19 protein-coding genes are annotated in these 20560 nt (G+C 73.9%); 7 read left to right on the top strand and 12 right to left on the bottom strand.

Features of this window, described 5'->3' with window-relative positions:
* Nucleotides 1–25 precede the first annotated feature (25 nt).
* Genes KIS93_RS60110 through KIS93_RS67025 form a run of 4 tightly spaced genes read right to left on the bottom strand, consistent with a single transcriptional unit; the run spans nucleotide 26 to nucleotide 4918 of the window.
* Nucleotides 26–904, bottom strand: a complete 879-nt coding sequence (locus tag KIS93_RS60110; RefSeq protein ID WP_186405127.1) for a hypothetical protein — start codon at nucleotides 902–904, stop codon at nucleotides 26–28.
* On the bottom strand, nucleotides 850–3591 hold the full coding sequence (locus KIS93_RS60105; protein ID WP_186405126.1) for a DUF6493 family protein: 2742 nt from the start codon (nucleotides 3589–3591) through the stop codon (nucleotides 850–852). Before KIS93_RS60105 ends, KIS93_RS60110 begins: the two co-directional genes overlap by 55 nt.
* Complete coding sequence (locus KIS93_RS67030) at nucleotides 3588–4454, bottom strand: SWIM zinc finger family protein (protein ID WP_246005558.1); 867 nt, start codon at nucleotides 4452–4454, stop codon at nucleotides 3588–3590. Before KIS93_RS67030 ends, KIS93_RS60105 begins: the two co-directional genes overlap by 4 nt.
* Nucleotides 4394–4918: a hypothetical protein gene (locus tag KIS93_RS67025; RefSeq protein ID WP_246005557.1), complete on the bottom strand. Its 525-nt coding sequence runs from the start codon at nucleotides 4916–4918 to the stop codon at nucleotides 4394–4396. The genes KIS93_RS67030 and KIS93_RS67025 overlap by 61 nt, the downstream gene beginning before the upstream one ends.
* A gap of 85 nt (nucleotides 4919–5003) precedes the next feature.
* Between KIS93_RS67025 and KIS93_RS60095 the strand changes: the two genes are divergently transcribed.
* The 3 genes from KIS93_RS60095 to KIS93_RS60085 are packed head-to-tail and all read left to right on the top strand — an operon-like array spanning nucleotide 5004 to nucleotide 9176.
* The gene (locus KIS93_RS60095) at nucleotides 5004–6056 is read left to right on the top strand and encodes a C39 family peptidase (RefSeq protein ID WP_080040852.1); all 1053 of its coding nucleotides are present in this window, start codon (nucleotides 5004–5006) and stop codon (nucleotides 6054–6056) included.
* Between the two features lie 4 nt (nucleotides 6057–6060).
* Nucleotides 6061–7917, top strand: a complete 1857-nt coding sequence (locus KIS93_RS60090) for a S9 family peptidase (RefSeq protein ID WP_230466382.1) — start codon at nucleotides 6061–6063, stop codon at nucleotides 7915–7917.
* Entirely contained in the window at nucleotides 7914–9176 is a 1263-nt protein-coding gene (locus KIS93_RS60085; protein WP_080040854.1) for a M20/M25/M40 family metallo-hydrolase, read from the top strand. The genes KIS93_RS60090 and KIS93_RS60085 overlap by 4 nt, the downstream gene beginning before the upstream one ends.
* 12 nt (nucleotides 9177–9188) lie before the next feature.
* Here KIS93_RS60085 and KIS93_RS60080 read toward each other — a convergent pair whose 3' ends face one another.
* Nucleotides 9189–10721 carry an FAD-dependent monooxygenase gene (locus KIS93_RS60080; RefSeq protein WP_080040855.1) on the bottom strand — a complete coding sequence of 511 codons (1533 nt, stop codon included), beginning with the start codon at nucleotides 10719–10721 and terminating at the stop codon, nucleotides 9189–9191.
* 95 nt (nucleotides 10722–10816) lie between these two features.
* Here KIS93_RS60080 and KIS93_RS60075 point away from each other — a divergent pair, with 95 nt between their 5' ends.
* A complete protein-coding gene (locus tag KIS93_RS60075; protein ID WP_080040856.1) occupies nucleotides 10817–11470 on the top strand; it encodes a TetR/AcrR family transcriptional regulator C-terminal domain-containing protein in 654 nt (217 codons plus the stop codon).
* Nucleotides 11471–11534: 64 nt separating this feature from the next.
* The gene (locus tag KIS93_RS60070; RefSeq protein WP_080040857.1) at nucleotides 11535–12143 is read left to right on the top strand and encodes a TIGR03086 family metal-binding protein; all 609 of its coding nucleotides are present in this window, start codon (nucleotides 11535–11537) and stop codon (nucleotides 12141–12143) included.
* Between the two features lie 57 nt (nucleotides 12144–12200).
* On the opposite strand, the gene KIS93_RS60065 is transcribed toward KIS93_RS60070, so the two are convergent.
* Genes KIS93_RS60065 through KIS93_RS60055 form a run of 4 tightly spaced genes read right to left on the bottom strand, consistent with a single transcriptional unit; the run spans nucleotide 12201 to nucleotide 15334 of the window.
* Nucleotides 12201–12944, bottom strand: a complete 744-nt coding sequence (locus KIS93_RS60065; RefSeq protein WP_080040858.1) for a DUF427 domain-containing protein — start codon at nucleotides 12942–12944, stop codon at nucleotides 12201–12203.
* A gap of 49 nt (nucleotides 12945–12993) precedes the next feature.
* Nucleotides 12994–13470: a hypothetical protein gene (locus tag KIS93_RS60060; protein ID WP_246005556.1), complete on the bottom strand. Its 477-nt coding sequence runs from the start codon at nucleotides 13468–13470 to the stop codon at nucleotides 12994–12996.
* Entirely contained in the window at nucleotides 13422–13583 is a 162-nt protein-coding gene (locus tag KIS93_RS67020; RefSeq protein WP_246005555.1) for a hypothetical protein, read from the bottom strand. Before KIS93_RS67020 ends, KIS93_RS60060 begins: the two co-directional genes overlap by 49 nt.
* An 11-nt stretch (nucleotides 13584–13594) precedes the next feature.
* Nucleotides 13595–15334 carry a YibE/F family protein gene (locus KIS93_RS60055; protein ID WP_222108147.1) on the bottom strand — a complete coding sequence of 580 codons (1740 nt, stop codon included), beginning with the start codon at nucleotides 15332–15334 and terminating at the stop codon, nucleotides 13595–13597.
* A 76-nt stretch (nucleotides 15335–15410) separates the two neighbouring features.
* Between KIS93_RS60055 and KIS93_RS60050 the strand changes: the two genes are divergently transcribed.
* Entirely contained in the window at nucleotides 15411–16118 is a 708-nt protein-coding gene (locus KIS93_RS60050; RefSeq protein ID WP_080040861.1) for a DUF72 domain-containing protein, read from the top strand.
* Entirely contained in the window at nucleotides 16118–17086 is a 969-nt protein-coding gene (locus KIS93_RS60045; protein WP_230466383.1) for a magnesium transporter CorA family protein, read from the top strand. The genes KIS93_RS60050 and KIS93_RS60045 overlap by 1 nt, the downstream gene beginning before the upstream one ends.
* On the opposite strand, the gene KIS93_RS60040 is transcribed toward KIS93_RS60045, so the two are convergent.
* Genes KIS93_RS60040 through KIS93_RS60030 form a run of 3 tightly spaced genes read right to left on the bottom strand, consistent with a single transcriptional unit; the run spans nucleotide 16981 to nucleotide 20494 of the window.
* Nucleotides 16981–17514: a DUF1850 domain-containing protein gene (locus KIS93_RS60040; protein ID WP_186405125.1), complete on the bottom strand. Its 534-nt coding sequence runs from the start codon at nucleotides 17512–17514 to the stop codon at nucleotides 16981–16983. The genes KIS93_RS60045 and KIS93_RS60040 overlap by 106 nt on opposite strands.
* A 26-nt stretch (nucleotides 17515–17540) precedes the next feature.
* Entirely contained in the window at nucleotides 17541–18509 is a 969-nt protein-coding gene (locus tag KIS93_RS60035; protein ID WP_080040863.1) for a TAXI family TRAP transporter solute-binding subunit, read from the bottom strand.
* 5 nt (nucleotides 18510–18514) lie between these two features.
* A complete protein-coding gene (locus tag KIS93_RS60030; protein WP_222108146.1) occupies nucleotides 18515–20494 on the bottom strand; it encodes a TRAP transporter permease in 1980 nt (659 codons plus the stop codon).
* Nucleotides 20495–20560 lie beyond the last annotated feature (66 nt).

The following is a 20560-nucleotide window of genomic DNA, read 5'->3' as shown; positions in this document are numbered from 1 at the left end:
GGCCGGGTGGGGACGAGCCGTCACGTCACGTCAAATAGGTGTGCAGCCTGCGGGCCTCCCGGACGAAGGTGTTCGACGCCCGGCGGCGGGCGATCTCCGCGACGCACGCCACCGCCCCGCGCGCCTGCGCCCACCGCGCCGCCCGCAAGGCGAACGTGAGGCCCTGCGCGTGCCGGGTGTGCGTCCGCTCCCCCGGCCCCGGCAGGAACACCGGCAGGAACCCCGCCATGACCCGCCACACCTCCCGCTGCGCCCCCAGCGCCGCCGCGCTCTCCAGCGTCTCGAACACCGGCCCCGGCTTGAGGTCCGTCCTGCGCACCAGCAACGCGAGCTGCCGCCCCACCTGCTCGGCGTCCAGCTCCCCTCGGGCGGCCAGCTCCACGAACGGCCTGGCCCGCTCCCCCGGGTCGGCGCACCAGGCCCGGTCGGCCACGAAGTACGCCTGCACGAGCGCCCCCGCCTCCCCCATCGGCCCGTCCGCCACCGCCAGCGCCCACGCCTGCCCCGGCTCGGCCCGGGCCCGCTGCCACCGCTCGGTCAGGTGCGGCACGAGATGCGCGGCCACCACCTCCCGATCGGACGGCATCAGGTACGGCCACCACCGCAGATATCCGTCGTGCTCCTTCAACCGATGCCCGACCGGCCCGCCCAGCAACCCGTCACCCGCCGACTCATGGCTCGCAGCGGACAGCGTGGGGGGCGGCGCGGCGACCGACGGCGTGCTGGTCGGCGGCAGGGTGGCCGGGGATGCGGTCGTCAGCGGCTCACCGCCCGCAGGGGGCGGTGCGGTGGTAGGCGCGGCATCCGTCGGGAGCGGACCCGGCGATGGCAGCGTGCGGAGGTGAGCGGTCAGCTCGTAGAGCACCGCGCCCGTCCCGGCGTGCTCGCGGTCCTCGCGGTACACCTGCCGGTCACCGCACCCCGGCGTCCCGGCCGGCGGGTAGTACCACCAGGCGATCTCCGCGACGGGCTCGGGCCGCTCTCCGCCCATCCAGCGCGCCGCCGCCCGGCCCGCCCGCGAGGTGAGCCGTCCGGCCGCGCCACCACCTCGGGCGCGATGCCGCGCGGCAGCCGCAGCAGCGCCTGCCGCAGGTCGGCGGGCAACGCCTCGACACCCGCCCGCTCGTACCCTTCCAGGCGCTCCACCAGCACCGCGCCGTCGAGATGGCCGGTCATCGAGGTGGGTTCGGCCAGCAGGTACGGCGGCAACGTCCCGCCCTCGACCGCCCCGCACACCTCGGCCCAGCGCCGCAGCAGAAACAGGTGCGGCCCCGGCACCTCCCCGGCCTCGGGCAGCCGCGAGAGGTACGCCGCCGTCGCAGGCTCGGGCGCGAACGCGGGCTCAGGCGCAGACCCAGGCGCGGGCACGGGCGTCGGCGCAGGTGAGGGCCGTGCGTCCGTCGCAGGTGAGGGCCGTGCGTCCGTCGCAGGTGCAGCGCTACCGGAAGCCCCGCTGTGCTGCGTCAGCAGCCGGGCGATCTCCCAGGCCCAGTGCCAGACCGCCAGCCACCGCCCGTCCGGCGGGGCCACGCCCGGCATCAGCGCCGACAGCCGGGACGCGAGCCCGGCGCGATCGATCGCGTGCAGCCGCACGACCCCGGCCAGCCACAGCTCGGCGGCCTCCCACCGGCCGCCGTCCGGCAGCCCCTCCACGTCCCGCGCCGCCGTCACGGGCGCGGGGAACGGGGCGGCGGTGACCGGCGGAGGCAGCGGTACCGGCACGAACCCATCGGAATCGCGCGGATCCTCACCAACCTCCCGGAACGCCCCACCCAATACCGGGCCGAACGCCGAGGCCAAGGTCTCCCCCAGCTCCTGCGGCAGCACCGTCGCCGCCTCCCACACGGCCCGTGCCCCCGCCTCCCCGAAGCGCCTGGCGTGCTTGACGGCCAGCCGCACCGCCCGCCCCTGCACGTCGGCGGACTCGCAGGCGAACGCGTACCCCAGGGCGGGGGCCAGCGTCTCCAGGTCGGCCCCGGGGTCGCGGGCCAGCTCGTCGAGCCAGGTGAGCCCGGCCGTCAGCAGCTTGCGCTCGCCCCTCGACAGCAGGGCCAGCACCGCCTCCGTCACCTCGCCCGGGTCGAGGTCGTCGAGCCGCCGCAGGTGCCGGAGCGCCGGCTCGGCCACGATGCCGGGCGCGGCGGGCAGCAGCCGCAGGTAGTCGCGGCGCCGCTTGCTCACGTCGTCGTACGTGGGATCGAGCAGCTCGTGCAGCCGTACGAAGAAGCGCAGGTCGGCGGGCTGCCCGCCGCGCAGGAAGCGCCGCAGGAGCCCGTCGAGCAGCAGGTCGCGCCCGATGCGGCCGTCGCGCTGCAGCTTGGTGAGCGCGGCCAGCCAGCTCCTGGGGTCGGGCGGGTCGGCGCGTTCGTCGCGCAGCAGCCGTCCGACGCCTTCCGCCTCGAACAGCCGGGGCACGAGGTGGTCGAGCAGCGGGTCCGCGCGCAGCTCGGCCGCGATGGGGGTGGCGGTGGCCCAGGCCACGACGAGCGGGTCGTGGTGCGGCGGGACGGCGCCGGTGCGCCGCAGCATGGTCAGCACGAGCCCGGCCATGGGGTCCCGGCCTCCTCTCCGGCCCGAGGGAGGGCGGAGTTCCAGCGCGGCGCGGGCGGCGAAGTCGGCCTGCCAGGCGGCGGGGCGGGCGGCGAGCACGCGTTCGAGGATGCGGTGCAGCGCGTCGGCGGTGCCGCGGTCGCGCGTCGACCGTTCCAGGAGGTCGCGGCGGCTGAGCCAGGCGGCGACGGCGGCCGGCCCGCCCATGGCCGCCGCCCCGGCCACCCGCAGCGCGGCCGCCCAGGTATCGGCCGGGGATCGGGTGCCGGCCATGAACCGCTGGGCCAGCCAGCGCCAGCGTTCGTGCTCCTCGACGGTGCGGCCGTCGCGTTCCTCGGCCCGCACGTACGCACGCCAGGCGGCCTCGGCCTCGCGGTCGCGCCTGGTCTCGCGCTCGTGCCGGCGGGCCGCGGCACGTTCCTCGGCCACGGCGATGTACGCGGGCAGAGCGGCGGCCACCTCACGCCGGGCCCGCTCGTCGAGCGCGAGCACCCGCCCGGCGACGAGTTCGAGGTCCCCGCGGTCGATCGCCTCCACCACCGACTCCCACGCGCCCACGGGCCCGACCCCCGTCTCACCCACCGACCCGGCCATCGCCTCGTAGCCGCCGCCCAGTGGCACGGCCATCGTCACCTCACCTCCGCCCGACGGCCCGGCGGCTGTGGTGCGGCCTGCGCCCAGCACCCCGACGGCCACCGACACGCCGTCTCCACCCAACGGCCCGGCGATCGCCACCTCATCTCCGCCCGACTGCCCGACGATCGTCGTGCGGCCGACGCCTATCGACCCGGCGGCCACCGTCACACCGCCGCCGCCCGGTGGCACGGCCACCGTCACCTCGCTTCCGTCCGACGGCTCGGCGGCCGTCTTGCGGTCTGCGCCCAGCGGCCCGGCGGTCACCGTCACGCCGCCTCCGCGCGACGGCCCGGCCACCGTCACCTTGCCTCCGCCCGACGGCTCCGCCACCGTCCCGGGGCCTGCGCCCAGGGCTCCGGCGGCCACCGGCGCGTCGCACCCGCTCGCCCCCGCGTCCGTCGTCACGGTGTGGCCTCCACCGCCAGGCGGGACGCGATCCTGGCCGACAACACGTGCTTGCACGGGCCGCGGGAGCCCCGGTGGTCGAACCACCACGGGCAGGTGCACGTTCCGTCGGCGAGGCCGACGCGGCGTACGCCGCCGTCGGTGGTGACCTCGGCCTGGCCGGCGGGCAGGAGGCGGACGGCGCCCGAGTCGGCGAGGTTCCTGGCGGCGGTCAGGCACGGGTTGAGGGCGGCCACCTGGGCCCGGTCGTAGGGCAGCTCGCGGTGGAAGTGGCCGGCCTCGTGCAGGTCGTAGCCGACGCGGCCGGCGGTGCCGAGCTGGGTGAGCGCCGCGCGTACCCGCTGAAGGGGCAGCCCGGAGCGGTCGGTGAGCAGGCCGAGTTCGACGGCGGGCTGGAAGGTGAGGAGCATGCCGATGACGTCGGCGTCGGCGGCGGCCTCGTCGGTGGCCAGGTCGTCGAGGACCTGGCCCTCGCCGGAGAAGCCGCGTGCCGGCTGCGGCGAGACGGCGAGCGTGTAGCGCATGCCGGGCAGCTCCAGCTCCCACGCGCTCGCGGTGGCGGAGCCGTCGGCGGGCCCGTAGACGCGCAGGGCCTTGGCGAAGCGCAGCAGCGGCAGGAGCGTGGCCACGCGGCCGGTGCCGGACAGGCACACGCCGCCCCGCCCGCCGGTGGCGGACAGCCGCAGGTCGCGGCCGGCGGGCACGGCCCAGACGGTGGAGCGGGCGCCCTTGGGCAAGGAGCGCAGGAAGCGGACGGCCTGGGGCGCGGTCAGCTCGGCCCGCAGGTCCCAGCCGGCGGCCATCACCTGCACCTCGGCGAAGCCGCGCAGCCACCGCGGCGGCAGCGGCACCTTCTTCTCCACGACGGCCCGTCGAGGGTGGTGACGGTCAGTTCGTCGGCCCCGACGCCGAGGTGGAGCGGGTCGTTGCCGCCGACCCTGGCCAGGGATTCGCGCAGCGGCCCGTTGACGTCGACGTTGGTGGTGCCGCGGTCGAGCATGTCGCCGTCGAGGGCGAGGACGTCGAGCCGGGCGTAGACGCCGCCGCAGGCGGAGAACGACTCGAACCTGAGCCGCTGCCCGTCGCACGTGACGACGGGGTCGCGGGTCGATCCGGGGCGGGGCTGGTGGTAGCGGGTGAGCGCCACGTCGGCCACGGCCAGGAGCCCGGCGGCGGCCGGGGCGGCGTGGGTGAGCAGCCCGCTGAAGAACCTCGGGTGGGCGGCGGGGCCGGATAACGCCGTGCCACCGGAGGTCGAGAGGCCGAGCTTCCCGCCGGCCAGCACGGAGGGCCCGGTGTAGGTGTATGCCTGTACCGCTGATGTCATGCCCCGAACCATAGGGATGATCACCGACACAATCCGGGGCCGGTACGTAAACCATCCGATGCGCGACGTGGAGTGCGAAACCACAATGTGCCTGGTGCTCACCGTCGATCTGGCCCATGTCGCCTTTGCCCGTCTTACCGTGCCGGCGGGCGCCCGCGTGTGGACCGGCGAGGAGCTGCCGATCGGCTTCGCCGCGACCCAGCTCGTCCCGTCGTGGACGGCGCGCACCCCGCCGGGCGCGTGGATCGAGGTCGCGCTGCGGGCCAGGACCGCTTCGGGTGAGCTGACCAAGTGGTACGTCATGGGCCGCTGGTCGGAGCAGGGCGCGCCGCGTACCTCGGTGCCGGGCCAGGGCGACGAGCACGGGGACGTGGCGGTGGACACGTTCGTGGCCAGGCAGCCGGTGACGTCGTTCCAGGTGCGGGTGACCCACTATGGCGAGGGCTCGCGGGTGACCGGGCTGGGCGTGATGGCCTCGGCGCTGCCGCGCGTGCCGCCGCCGCCGAGCGCGCCGGGCCCCGGCGGCGCGGTGGAGCTGGCGGTGCCAAGGCGTTCGCAGCACGCGCACGCGGGACATCACGTGCGCTACGACGGCGGCGGCGCCAACTGGTGCAGCCCCGCCTCGGTGGCCATGGTGCTGGCCTACTGGGGGCGCGGGCCCGCGCCGGACGAGTTGGCCTGGGTGGGCGACGGCGACCCGGCCCCCGACGTGGACCACGCGGCGGCCGGCACGTACGACGAGAGCTACCAGGGCACCGGCAACTGGCCGTTCGGCGTGGCGTACGCGGGGCGGTTCGGGTTGTCCGGGTTCGTGACGCGGCTGCGGTCGGCGGCGGAGCTGGAGCGGTTCGTACGGGCCGGCATCCCGGTGATCACCTCGCAGTCGTTCAAGGCGTACGAGCTGCCCGGCTCCTGCTACTCCACGAACGGGCACATCCTGGTCGTCACCGGTGTCACGGCCGGGGGCGACATCGTGGTCAACGACCCGGCCGCGCCGTGCGACGCCGAGGTGCGGCGGGTGTATCCGCGGGCGGCGTTCGAGCACGTGTGGCTTCGGAGCTCCGGCAGCGGCGGCATCGCGTACGTGCTGCACCCCCCAGACGTTCCTCTTCCTCCTTGTACGAATGGCAATTGGTGAGTTGATGAGCATTCGACCGATCGACGTGGCCCATATCGACGGCGGCCCCCAGTGGGTGGAGGCGGTGGCCACGCCCTCCGGTGTCGAGGTCTGGTGGGACGAGCCGCGCCCGCACGAGGGCGGCCGGCGGTGCGTGGTGCGCCGCCTGCCCGACGGCTCCCGCGTCGACGCGCTCCCCGAGGGCTGGAACGCCCGCAACCGGCTGGTCGAGTACGGCGGCCGCTCCTGGCGCCCGCTGCCCGGGGGCGGCCTGGTGTTCACGAACTGGGCCGACCAGCGCGTCTACCGGCTGGACGGCGGCGCCCCGGTGCCGCTCACCCCGGAGGGCCCGTCCCGGTACGGCGACCTGTACCTGCCGCCGGGCCGCGACGAGGTGTGGGCGGTCAGGGAGATCGCCGACGTGCGGGACCTGGTGGCGGTGCCGCTGGACGGCGGCCCCGTGCGGGTCGTGGCCGAGGCCCAGCACTTCCTGATGAACCCCCGCCTCTCCCCCGACGGCCGGTGGGTGGCCTGGATCGGCTGGGACCACCCGAACATGCCCTGGGACGGCACCGAGCTGTGCGTGGCGCCGCTGTCCGACGACGGCACCGCCGGGCCGTACGAGGTGGTGGCGGGCGGGCCGCGCGAGTCGGTCTGCCAGGCGGAGTGGCGCGACGACACGAGCCTGTACGCGGTGACGGACCCGACCGGCTGGTGGAACGTGCACCTCGTCCCCCTGGACGGCTCCCCGGGCCGCAACCTCACCCCGATGGAGCTGGAGTTCGGCATGGCGGCCTGGAAGCCGGGCCTGACCTGCCTGGCCGTGGCCGAGGACGGCCGCCTGGCCGTCGTCTACGGCACCGCCGACCACCGGCGCCTCGGCGTGCTCGACCCGGAGAGCGGCGACCTGCGGGAGCTCGGCGGCGCGGCGACCCACTGGGCCTCGACGGTCTCGGTCGCGGGCGGCAAGGTCGCGGCGGTGGGGGCGACGCCGTACACGCCGCTGGAGGTCACGCTCGTCGGCCTGGACGACGGCGCGCACGAGGTGGCGTCGCCGCGCAAGGCCCTGCCGGACCGCGCCCTGCTGCCCGATCCGGAGACCGTGACGATCGAGGGCGTGCACGCGCACCTGTACCCGCCGTCCGGGGTGCGCGGCCCCGGACCGTACGTGATCTTCGCGCACGGCGGCCCGACCGGGCACATGCCGGTCATGCTCGACCTGGAGATCGCCTACTTCACCAGCAGGGGCATCGGCGTGGCCGTGGTCAACTACGGCGGCTCCACGGGCTACGGCCGCGCCTACCGGGAGCGGCTGCGCCACCAGTGGGGCGTCGTGGACGTACAGGACTGCGCCAAGGTGGCGCGCGGCCTGGTCGAGCTGGGCCGGGCCGACGCCGCCAAGCTCGCCGTCAGGGGCGGCAGCGCGGGCGGCTGGACGACGGTGGCGGCGCTCGTGCACAGCGACGTGTTCGCGGGCGGGGTGGCGCACTACGCGATCACCGACCCGGAGAGCTGGGCCGCCGAGACGCACGACTTCGAGTCGCGCTACCTCGACGGGCTGATCGGCCCCCTGCCGGAGACGCGGCAGCGCTACACCGATCGTTCCCCGCTGCTGAACGCCTTCCGCGCCTCCGGCCCCTGCCTGATGCTGCACGGCCTGGAGGACGCCATCGTGGACGTGTCGCAGGCCCGCCGCTTCACCGCCGAACTGGACAGGCACGGCAAAGAGTGGGCCCTGCTGACCTTCCCCGGCGAGCAGCACGGCTGGCGCAGGGAGGAGACTGTCGTCGCGGTGCTGGAGGCCGAGCTGGCCTTCTACGGGCTGATCTTCGGCATGGACACGCCGGAGGTGCCGCCGCTGACTCTTAAGGGGAGAGCGTGAAGAGCGTTGCCGAGATCTGCTCGGACCTGATCAGGTTCGACACCACGAACCCGGGCTCCGGCGAGCGTCCGGCCGCCGAGTACGTCGCCACGCTGCTGGCCGACGCCGGCCTGGAGCCGGAGGTGTTCGAGTCGGCGCCCCGGCGCACCACCGTCGTGGTCAGGATGGCGGGCGACTCCCCCGACGCGCTGCTCGTGCACGGCCACCTCGACGTCGTGCCCGCCGACCCGGCCGAGTGGCGGATGCACCCGTTCTCCGGCGAGATCGAGGACGGCTGCGTCTACGGGCGCGGCGCCGTCGACATGAAGGGCTCGTGCGCGATGACCCTCGCCACCGTGCTCGGCATGCGGGCGCGCGGCGAGCGGCCGAAGCGGGACCTCGTGCTGGCGTTCCTGGCCGACGAGGAGGCCACCGGCGACTACGGCTCCCGGCACGCCGTCAGCGCGCACCGGGAGCTGTTCGACGGGGTCAGCGAGGCCATCAGCGAGTCCGGCGGGTTCAGCGTCGCCTCCGAGGGGCACCGCGTGTACCCGATCGCGGTCGGCGAGCGCGGCACCGCCTGGATGAAGCTGACCGCGCACGGCGTCGCCGGGCACGGCTCCCGCCCGGCCGTGGACAACCCCGTCGCCACGCTGGTGCACGCCCTGTCGCGGGTGGCGTCGTACGAGTGGCCGGTGCGGCTGACGCCGTCGGTCGCGGCGCTCCTCCAGGAGCTGTCGGAGATCACCGGCGCGCCGATCGACCTCGACCGGCTGGACGCCGAGGCGGCCCGGCTCGGCGCGCTCGGCAGCCTGTTCAAGGGACAGATCCGCAACTCCGCCAACTCCACCATGCTGGAGGCCGGCTACAAGGTGAACGTCGTGCCCTCGACGGCCTCGGCCCACGTGGACGGGCGCTACCTTCCGGGGCTCCAGGAGGAGTTCCTGGCCACCGTCGACGAGCTGCTCGGGCCGAAGGTCACCCGCGAGTTCGTGAACCTGGAGGAGGCGCCCGACGCGCCCTACCCGTCGGCGTTCTTCGACGAGCTGGCCGGGGCGCTGGTGGCCGAGGACGCGCACGCCCGGCCGGTGCCGTACGTGATGGCCGGGGGCACGGACGCCAAGTCGTTCGCCCGGATCGGCATCAAGGGGTACGGGTTCGCGCCGCTGATGCTGCGGCCCGATCTGGACTACTTCGGGATGTTCCACGGGAAGGACGAGCGGGTGCCGGTGGAGGGCCTGGAGTTCGGCACCCGCGTCCTCACCCGCCTGTTCACCTGACCCGCACCGGCCTCACGCGGCCGTGCGCGCGGGCGGGCCGAACCACGTGGTGAGCGCGTCGCGCGCCCCGTCGGGCTCACCGGCCCAGGCGACGTACCCGTCCGGACGGACCAGCAGCGCGCTCGCCCCGCCGAGGTCGGCGCCGGTCTCGGCGCGGGCGAACCGGACCCGGTCGCCGTGCCCGGCCGGGACGGCTTCGAGGCCGCCCGGCCGCGCGTCCGGTCCTGAGCCGCCGATGAGGAGGCCGTGGCCGTCGCGCAGCAGCTCGGCGACCCCGGCCGGGCCGGTCAGCGGCAGGTCGGCGGGGACGAACCGGCCCGTCAGGGGCACGGCCGCGCCGGGCGCGTAGTCGATCGCCGTGCCGTCCATCATGCCCGCGAAGTGCCGCCACGCCTCCGGCAGCCCGATCACCTCGCCCAGCACCTCGCGCAACGCGTCCACCTGCGCCCCGGGACGCATGAGCGCGACCTGCGCCCGCGCGTTCCGCAGGACCCTGGCCGCCACCGGGTGCCGCTCGGCGGTGTAGCCGTCGAGCAGGCTCTGGGGCGCCGCTCCCCGCGCCACCAGCCCCAGCCGCCAGCCGAGGTTGAACGCGTCCTGGAGCCCGAGGTTGAGGCCCTGGCCGCCGATGGGCGAGTGCACGTGCGCCGCGTCCCCGGCCAGCAGCACCCGCCCCTTCCGGTACGACTCCGCGTGCCGGGCGTTGTCGCTGTACCGGATGCCGGTCACGAGCCGCCGCACCACCACGTCCTTGCCGGTCACCCGCCGCAGGCTGTCCTGCAGCTCGGCGGCGGTGACGGGCGCGTCCCTGTCGCCGGGCCCGCCGTCGAACTCGATGGTCGCGATCTCCCCCGGCACCAGCGACAGGTTGACCAGCCCGCCGGGCCCGCGCAGTGACGACGTCACCATGGAGGGGTCGGCCAGCTCGGCGACCGCCGTCCGGCCCGTCATGGTGGGCGGCGTGCCGTCGAAGGCGAACCCGGCGCGCTTGCGCACCACGCTCCGCCCGCCGTCGCAGCCCACCAGGTACGCGCCGGGCACGGCGCGCCCGTCGTCGAGCACGGCGGTGACGGACGAGCCGTCCTGGACGACGTCGGTGACCGCGCGTCCCTGCCGGATCCGCACCCCCATGGCGGTGGCCCGCTCCGCGAGCAGCTCCTCCAGCCGGTCCTGGCGGAGCATCACGTACTGGGCGTTCCCTTCGGGGTCGAGGAGCGGCAGCCCGGCGAAGTGCCCGCGGATCTGCCCCTTGCGCAGGATCTCCAGCATCAGCGCGACCACGTCCCCGGCCTCGCCGGGCTCCTGACGGTCGGCGGCCAGGGCGTCGAGCATGTCCCACTGGGCCCGTTCGACCGGCTCGACGAGCCCGCGCAGGGCCAGCGACTGCATCGTGCGGGCGTTCAGCGAGCGCAGCCCGAGGCTGCGCGTCCGGCGCCGCTCGCCGTCGGCGGCCTCCAGCACCAGCGGGTCGGCTCCGGCGAGCTTGAGCTCGCAAGCCAGCAGCAGGCCGACCGGCCCGCCGCCGACGATGATCACGTCTTCCATCGATCTCCTCTACTTACAGCGTAAGCATACGCCGTAAGTAAAACACGTACACCGTAAGCTTTGTCAACCGGCACCCGAGGGAGAGGAAGGCGCACATGGCTCGACGCGAGCCGCTGAACAGGGAGAAGGTCCTCGACGCGGCGCTGGCGCTGGCCGACGAGGAGGGCCTGGACGGCTTGTCGATGCGGCGCCTGGCCAAGGCGCTCGGCGTGGAGGCGATGTCGCTCTACAACCACGTCTCGAACAAGGCCGACCTCCTCGACGGCATCGCCGAGCGCGTGTTCGCCCAGGTGGAGCCGCCCGATCCGGAGCTGCCGTGGCAGGAGCAGGTCAGGTCGGCGGCGCTGAGCATGTACCGGGCCTTCCGCCGCCATCCGGTGGTGCCGATGGCGCTGGTGACCGACCGCTCCAACCCGACCTCCGTGCGCGCGCTGTCGCCGCTGGACGCCCTGGTGGGGGCGCTGTACGCGGGCGGGTTCGACGACCAGGGCGCGTGGCGGGCACTGGGGGCGGTGAACTCGCTGGTGTTCGGGTCGCTGCTGCTGTCCACGGGCGGGTTCGCGGCGGACGTACGGGAGCACGCGGGCGCGACGAACGTCGGCGCGTACGTCACCCAGATGAACCCGGCCGCGCTGCCGCACTTCAGCCGGTTGCTGCGCTGGACGCAGGGTGGCGGGGTGGACCCGGAGGCCGACTTCCGCCACGCGCTCGACGCGCTCATCAAGGGGCTGGAAAACCAGGCGTCCTAAGAGTGGAACAAAGCATTCCGTTCTGATAGAGTGGTGTCAACAACAGCGGAAAGGGACACCACTCATGAGCGACAGCATCAACACCAGCGGCTGGGACGTTCTCGACGCCTCGCACGAGGCGCTGCGTCAGGCCGTGCGCGGCGTGCCCGCCGGCGGCTGGAGCCTGCCCACGCCGTGCGCCGGGTGGAGCGTCGCGCACGTCCTGCAGCACGCGGCGGGCGACCAGATCGGCTTCGCCTCCGCGCTCACCGGCGAGCCCGGCCCCGACTTCAACCCGTTCGACCCGTCCGGCACCATCGACGGCGACCCCACCGCCCTGATGGAGGACGCGCTGGCCCGCTCGGCCAGGGCGTGGGCGGGCGTCGACCGGGAGGCCGCCGAGGTGCCCACCCCCGTGCCGCCGCACAAGATGACCCCCGAGTCCGGCGCGGCGGCCTGCGCGCTCGACGCCGGCGTGCACGCCTGGGACATCGCCATGGCCACCGGCGGGCCGTCGCCCCTCACCCCCGAGCTGGCCCGGCCCCTGCTCAAGGTGGCCAGGGAGATCGTCGAGCCGCTGCGCGCCTGGGGCGCGTACGCCGCCGAGCTGGAGAGCCGGCCCGGCGACGACGACGTGGCCACGCTGCTGCGCTACCTCGGCCGCGACCCCCACTGGACGCCGGCAGCCTCCTGACTCCGGCAGCCTCCTGCCTCAGCCGGCCTCTGACGGCCGCCCGACCCGCCGCCCGGCTCAGGCGAACTTGGTCTTCGGCCGCTCCTGCAGCTCGCCGTCCACGTACACGTCGAGCTTCTCGTCGTAGAACGCGATCAGCCCCGCGATCTTCTCGCTCTCGGGCAGCGGCGTCCGGTACGACCACGCCAGGTCCTTCTTGCCGTTGACCGCCCAGTACTCCGCCGTGCCCTTGTAGGGGCAGTGCGTGACGGTGTCGGTGTGCTCCAGCAGGTCGAGGCGCACGTCGGTCTTCGGCAGGTAGTACCGGGCGGGCAGGCCCGTCTCGAAGAGGATGCGCGGGCTGCGGGAGTCGGCCACGGTCACGCCGTCCACCTCGATCCGCACGTGCCGCGAGCTCGCCAGGATGTCCACCCTCGTGTACGGGTCGCGCGGGTGGAAGAACACCTCCTCGTCCTCCTCGAACCAGGCGTCCATGGCGTCCCAGTCGAAGCGGACGTATCCCCGGATCTGCTCCAGCGGCGAGTCGGGATAGGCCAGCGCCGCGTCGGGGGCCTCGGCGGTGCCCGACGTGACGGTGTAGACGACCGCGTCGCCCCTGCTCGGGGAGTGCTTGGTGGCTCCGGTGGCCTTCAGCGCGGACTCGTCCACGTCGTCCGGCGGGAAGTAGTAGGTGGGGTAGTACGGGACTTCCCACACCAGCAGGGCGTCGGTGGTGTCGGCCACCACCCGCCCGCCCAGGTAGGTCCGCACGCGCTTGGCCGTGCGCTCGACGCGCACCCGGCCGCGGTTCGTGGCATCCATGTTGGCGCCAACCCCGCCGGCGGCGCCGCTATTCCGCCGGTGGGTGTCGTCAGATGCCCAGGCCGAACGCGCTGAGCGTCGCCCACGTCGTCAGCGTGCCGACCACCGCCCCGGCCAGCACCTGCGGCCCCGTGTGGTGCGACAGCCGTACCCGCGCCCAGCACACCAGCGCCACGACGGCGGCCCCGGCCAGCGCGGTCGGCCACGCGGGCAGGACGTGGGCCAGCACCACCACCGTTCCGGCCGAGACCGCGGCGTGGAAGGAGATCTTCCAGCGCGACGTGACCGGGACGGTCACGCCCAGCGCGACCAGCATCGCCGTCACGGTCGCGACCAGCAGCGTCGGCGCGCCCAGCACCACCAGCAGCGCCAGCGCCACCAGCACGGCCGCGACCGCCGCCAGCAACGGGCCGGTGCGGCGGGCGCGGTCCACGATGTGGTGCGAGTCGAGCCTGCCCGAGCGCACGCCGACCGCGATCACCGCCGCCGGCACCCCGCCGCAGAACGCCGACGCCACCAGCCCCACGCCGCCCCGCCCCAGCCCTGGGCCAGCAGGCCGACGAGCGGGGGCATGACGATCACCAGCACCTGGGGTGCCAGCACGTTCGTCACCCGTTTCGCCAGGAGGTCGGCCGTCATGTCAGGAAAGATTACGCGATCATGGCCCCCGCTCCCGCCCGCGGGTCCCGGGTCCGGCGCGGGCCCCTCAGGATGAGGTCAGCGGCCCGACCGGCGACGGTGGCGCGCCGGTCGGTCGGGACCCGGCCCCGGGCCGGGCACAGGTCCCGGGCCGGGCATAGGCCCCGCGCCGGGCACAGGTCCCGGGCCGGGCGCAGGTCCCGAGGTGGGACCAGGCGACGGGGCGGGCGCGGGCCCGGAGGCGGGGCCTGGCCAGGGGCGTCGGCGGGCCAGGGGGCGTCTTGGGGCCATGGGGCCGGGGCGGGCCCAGCGCCGGTCGGCCCGCGGCCGTCACCGTGCCGCCCGGCGGCGGGCGCCGGCTCCGGGCGGGCACGCGCGTCGGGGCGGGGCTGCGGCGTGAAGAACCCGTCGTAGTCGTCCTCGTCCCGATCGTGCCTGCGGGTGAAGAAGTCCTCGTATTCGGAGTCCCGCGCCGAGCGCCCGGAGCGCCCGGCATGCCCGCCGTGCGCGGAGTGCCCGACGTGCGCGGAGTGCGCGGCATGCCCGGCGGGGTCGGGGCGGTCGGCGGGGTCGGGGTCGGGTGCGGGATCCTCGGCGAGCCGACGGGAGGCCGTCAGGGCGGCCAGGGCGGTCGTGATGGGGACGGCGGCGATGAGGCCCAGCGTGCCGACGATGCTGCGGACGATCTCCTGCGCGATGACCGGCGTCGACATCACCTCGCCCAGCGGCTGCTCCCCGATGCTGAACAGCAGCAGCAACGGCAGCGACGCCCCCGCGTACGCCAGGATGATCGTGTTGATGACCGACGCGATGTGCGCGCGCCCGATCCGCATGGCCGAGCGGTAGAGGCGGCCGAAGCCGTAGGACGGGTTGGCGTGGGCGAGCTCGGCGACCGTGACGGCCTGGGTGACGGTGACGTCGTCGAGCACGCCGAGGGCGCCGATGATGATGCTGGCCAGCAGCAGCCCCTGGGTGTCGAGCGACAGGCTCATGTCGAGGGCGAGCGCGCTGTCGTCGGTGATGCCGTTGAGCCGGGCGAACCCCAGGGCGGCGTACGACAGCACGCCGGTCAGCGCCAGGCTGGCCAGCGTGCCGAGGACGGCCACGGACGTGGACAGGGAGAACCCGTGCGTGAGGTAGAGCACCGCCAGCATGATCGCCGCGGCGCCGACGATGGCGACCAGCATGGGCGGCCGCCCGTCGAGGATGCCGGGGATGACGAACGTCAGCAGCAGCACGAACGTGACGGCCAGCCCCACCAGCGCCGTCACCCCGCGCCACCGCCCGAAGGCGATGACGGCGAGCGCGAACGCCGCCCCGAACAGCCACAGCGGCGTCGACCGGTCGTGGTCGGAGATCTGGTAGGTGCCGTCGGCGCCGCGCAGCAGGATGACGTCGTCGGCGGCGGCGAAGTGCTGCGCGCCGGGCCCGCTGGGCAGGCGGAGCTCGACATCCTGCCCGGCGTCGGGCCCGTCGCCCACCTTGACGACGGCGTTGCCGCAGGTGGCGGGGTCGGGCCGGGGCGAGCCTTCGAGGGCGGCCGGGCAGGTCTTGAGCGTGACGCTGACGACGGTGCCGGTCAGCCGCTGCACGCCGGACTGCGCGGGCGCGGCCGCTTTCCCGCCGTCCGGCCACAGCCAGAGGAGGGCGGCCAGGGTGACGACGGCGAGCGGCACCAGGACGGCCAGACCGGCCACCACCGTGCGGCGCGAGCTGGGAACGGCGGTACCGTGCGCGTGGTTGGCGCCCATCGCGTGACAAGTCCTCCTCGGCTGACGAACTAGGACAGTTGTACTGCACGCGGCTGTGCAGGGTAGGCCAGATGCCATGACGCGGCTGGTGGGCACCTCGGGGTGGCAGTACAAGGACTGGCGTGGCGTCCTGTATCCGGAGGGCGTGCCGATGCGGTTGTGGCTGGAGACGTACGCGGCCGAGTTCGCCACCGTCGAGAGCAACAACGCCTTCTACCGCCTGCCGAGCCTGGAGTCGTTCGCGGCCTGGCGCGACCGGACGCCGCCGGGTTTCGTGATGGCGGTGAAGGCCAGCAGGTTCCTGACCCACATCAGGCGGCTGGAGGAGCCGGAGGAGCCGGTCGCGCGCCTGATGGGCGCCGCCGCCGGGCTGAAGGAGAAGCTGGGGCCCATCCTGCTGCAGCTCCCGCCGACGCTCAAGGCGGACCCCGCCCGGCTCGACCGGTGCCTGGGCTGCTTCCCGCCGGAGGTGCGGGTGGCGGTGGAGCCGCGCCACGACTCGTGGTGGACCGAGGAGGTGCGGCAGCTCCTGGTGGCGCGCGGGGCCGCGTTGTGCTGGGCCGACCGGCTGGGCCGGCCGGTGACCCCGCTGTGGCGGACGGCGGATTGGGGGTACGTGCGCCTGCACCAGGGCCGCTCCGGCTGGTCGTACGGCGAGGGCGCGCTGCGCACCTGGGCGGCCCGGGTGGCGGAGGCGGGCTGGCAGGACGCCTACGTCTACTTCAACAACGATCCGGGAGGGGCGGCCGTGCGCAACGCCCGACGATTTGCCAGACTCGGCTAGTGCATACGCGTCTGTACCGGAACGGCGTCCTCGAGAAGGAGGGCTTCCCCGTCGAGGAGGTCTCCGACCACGTGGCGGACCCGGAGAACGTGGTCTGGTTCGACCTGTGCGCCCCGTCGCCGGAGCAGCTCGCCGTCATCAGCGAGGAGCTGGGGCTGCACGAGCTGGCGATCGAGGACGTGCTCAGCGACCACGAGCGCCCCAAGGTGGACGTCTACGACCATCACCTGTTCGTGACGGTGTACGGGCTGTATCTCGAAGCGGGCCGGATCGTGCCCGTCGAGGTGGACGTCTTCGTCACGAAGAACGCCCTGGTGACCGTGCGCGAGAACGACCGCTTCGACCTGGGCGGGGTGCTCAGGCGCTGGGACTCCGCCTCCCGCATGGCCTGCCACGGCGTGACGTTCCTGCTGCACGGCCTGCTCGACCACGTCGTGGACCAGCACTTCGACCTGGTGCAGGAGCTCGACGGGCAGGTGGAGGCGATGGAGGAGTCGCTGTTCGCGCAGAGCGTCCGCGACGGCAGGGCGTTGCAGCAGTCGATGTACCTGCTGCGCAAGGACACGACGAAGCTGCGCCGGGTCACCTTCCCGATGCGGGAGGTGATCGGCACGCTGCTGCGCCGCGACGAGGACCTGGTGGCCGACCCGGCGATGAAGCCGTACTACGAGGACGTCTACGACCACGTCCTGCGGGTCACCGAGTGGGTGGAGTCGATCCGCGACATGCTCGCCAACGTGCGCGAGACCCGCCTGTCGCAGCAGGGGTTCCGGCTGAACGAGATCATGAAGCGGGTCACGAGCTGGGCCGCGATCATCGCGGTGCCGACCGCGATCACCGGCTTCTACGGCCAGAACGTGCCCTACCCGGGGTCGGGGACCCCGCTGGGGTTCTGGACGTCCACGGTGCTGGTGGCGCTGGCGTCAGCGGGGCTGTACGGGGTGTTCAAGAAGAAGGACTGGCTGTAGGGCCGCGAAGACCCCGGGGCACGGCACGCCGGGGCGGGCTGGGCGAGCGCGAGCGCCAGCCGCACCTCGCGGGCGCCCCGCTCCGGGTACAGCGGCAGGCAGCGCCCGCCCGAGACGAGCGTCCTGCGCCCGATCGGGGTCGCGAGCAGCGTCAGCTCCTCGTACGTGGCGGGCTCGGCCGGCCGCAGCACGTACGCGCCGCCGGGCAGGCGGGCCCGCTCGCCCTCCAGCGCGTAGTAGTCCAGCACGCCCCCGCTGAGCGACACGACGGCCCGCATCGTGAACCGGGTGCCCTCCACGGTGAACACCTCGGCGGAGGGCGCGCGGTAGACCGAATGCACGTACGCGATCGAGAACGTGCCCGCCACCACGGGCAGGCCGTTCACGGTCGGGCGCCCGGCGTCGCCGCCGGTGCCGAGCGCCGCCACCGCCGCGAGCGCCAGGAGCAGGCGGATCAGCCCTTCTCCTTGTAGTAGCGGGCCGCGCCCGGGTGCAGCTCGACCGGGGCGACCTGCTGCCCGAGTGCCGGGTCGAGCTTGCGGGCCTCCGGGTGCACCATCGCCAGCTCGGCCTTCTTCTCGAACAGGGTCTTGGTGATGTCATAGGCGAGCTGCTCGTTCATGGAGGTGGGGACGAGCAGCACGTTCGCGATGCCGATGGTCCTGATCGTGCCGGACAGCTTGTAGGTGTCGGCCAGGTCCACGTCGAGCAGGGCGTACTGCGGCCCGTACGTCTGCTGCAGCTTCGCCAGCACGTCGCGGGTGTCGAGCATCTTCATCCTGCTCTTGCTGGCGGCCAGGTCGGTGATGCCGGCCGTGGGCAGGCCGCCGACCCAGAAGAACGCGTCGATCGTGTCGTCCTTGACCGCCTGCACCGATTCGTTGATGGACAGCTGCTGCTTGCTGATGTCGGTGTCGGGGTCGAGGCCGGCCGCCTGCAGCATGCGCCTGGCGACGACCTGGGTGCCGGAGTTGGCGGGGCCGAGCGAGACGGTCTTGCCCCTGAGGTCGGCGAGCTTGGTGGCCTGGACGCCGGGGGCGACCACGACGTGCGCGTAGTTGTCGTAGATGCGGGCGATGGCCTTGACGGGCTGCTTGGCGGTGAAGGTGTCCTTGCCGTTGACGGCGTCGGCGGCGGTGTCGGCCTGGGAGAAGCCGATCTGGGCCTTGCCGGAGGCCAGCAGCTTGATGTTCTCGACGGAGGCCGAGGTGGCCGAGGCGATGGCGCGGGTCTGGGGGATGGTGGCCGACAGCTGCTGGGCCAGGCCGCCGCCGTAGACGTAGTAGACGCCGCTCGTGCCGCCGGTGGCGATCACGATGCGGTTGCCCGAGCCGCCGCCCGCGCCCTGCCCGCCGCAGCCCGCGACGGCCAGGACGGCGGCGGCGGCGATCGTGAACATGCGCTTCACTTCCGGCGTGAACATGCGCTTCACTTCGGGTCCCTTCTGCTTCTGAACAGGTGCAGGGCGACGGCCACGGCCAGCACGGCCAGGCCGGTGACGATCGGGACGGGCTCAAGGAACAGCAGCAGCACCGCGGCCACCGCCGCGAGCAGCCGCTCCGGCCAGCGGGCCAGCCCGCCGGTGGCCATGGCCAGGGCGGCCACCGCGACGGCCGAGACCGCGGTCATCAGCAGCACGGTGCCGAGCGGCCCCTGCGCGAGCAGGGCCTGCCCGTTGGGCGTCAGCACGAAGGCGAACGGCACCAGGAAGGCCGGCAACGTGTAACGCCAGGTCATCATCATGGTCCGGTACGTGTTGCCGCCGGTGATCGCGGCGGCGGCGACCGCGGACAGCGCCGTGGGCGGGCTCACCTCCGACAGGACCGCGTAGTAGAAGACGAACATGTACGCCTCGGGCCGGGTGACCCCGAGGTCGAACAGCGCCGGCCCGATGATCACGGCGGCGATGATGAAGCTGGCCGTCACCGGCACGGCCAGGCCCAGCAGCAGCACCGCGACGGCCGCCATGGCGGTGGTGATGACGAGGTTGCCGGCGCCGAGGTCCACGATGATGTCGGCGAGGTTCTGGCCGAGGCCGGTGAGCGTGATCGTGCCCACGATGATGCCGGCCGCCGCGCAGACCGCGGTGACGGGCAGCACCTCCAGCGTGCCCCTGGCCAGCGCCTGCCCGACGCGCTTGGGCCCCATGCGGTGCCGCGGGTCGAGGAACGACAGCAGGAACGCGATCGCCGTGGCGATCACCACGGACTGGAACGCCGAGCGGTCGAGCGCCATCAGCACGACGATGAGGAGCAGCGAGCTGAAGTGGTAGCCGAAGCGCAGCAGCAGCCGGCCGACGCCGGGCGTGTCCACCTGCACGGCCTGGGTGCCGAAGTGGCGCGAGTCGATCTCGATGGCCAGGAAGATGCCGAGGTAGTACAGCAGCGTGGGGATGGTCGCGTACAGCAGCACCTGGAGGTAGCCGACCCCGAGGTACTCGGCGATGATGAACGCCGCGGCGCCCAGCGTGGGCGGCGACAGGATGGCGCCGATGCCGCCGGCGGCGAGGATGCCGCCCGCGGCCTCCTTCGGGTAGCCGGCCCGCCGCAGCACCGGCCAGGCCACGCTGCCCAGGCTGACCGTGGTGGCCACGCCGGAGCCCGACACGGTGCCGAGCAGGAAGCCGGCCGTGGTGACGGTGCGGCCGGGGGCGGCGCGGGAGCGGCGGAAGGCGGCGAAGCTGAGGTCGATGAAGAACTTGCTGGCGCCGGAGTAGTCGAGCACGGCGCCGTAGATGGTGAACAGGATGATGTAGCTGGCGGCCACCTGCATGGGCACGCCGAAGAAACCCTCGGTGCCGGTGTAAAGCTGCGAGACGATTTGTCCGATATCAAACCCGGAATGCCCGATAGTCCAGTCAATGGGCAAATATGAGCCGTAGTACGTATAAAGCAGGAAAAGGAGGCAAATGATGGCGAAGGACCAGCCGACCGTCCGCCGTACCGCCTCCAGCAGCAGCACCGTCAGCACGACGCCCGCCACCACGTCCACGTCCGTCAGCGCCGCGCCCGAGCCCCGGTCGCGGAAGGCATCGATGTCCAGCAGCGGGTAGACGAGCACGGCCAGCGCCATCGCGGCCAGCACCCAGTCCATCGGGCTCGGCCACTCCGCCCGCCGCTCGCCGTCCTGCGGCGCAGGTGGCGGCTCGGGGCGCCGCAGGAGGCGCCGCGCGAACGGCGCCAGCCCCGAGCGGTAGCAGAGGAACACCAGCGGCAGCGCCACCGCCAGGAACGTCATGCGGTGCTGGATCGTCTCGACCGGCCGGAAGACCACCACCAGCGAGTACGCGGAAAGCAGCCCGCCCATGACCCAGACGCCGAGCTTGAGCGGCCCGCCCAGTCGCCGCGCCGGACGTTCCTGCTCGTGAGCGGAGACCAGCTCTGACTCGCGATCGCTCAGCTCGGTCAAGTGCGTCCTCCCCCGACACGGCGTTGCAGGGACTTTACGAGCCGTTTACGCGATCAGGGAAGCCTC

The sequence above is a fragment of the [Actinomadura] parvosata subsp. kistnae genome (genome assembly GCF_900323885.1).
Taxonomy (GTDB): domain Bacteria; phylum Actinomycetota; class Actinomycetes; order Streptosporangiales; family Streptosporangiaceae; genus Nonomuraea; species Nonomuraea composti.
This window is presented reverse-complemented; position numbering and strand designations above follow the sequence as displayed.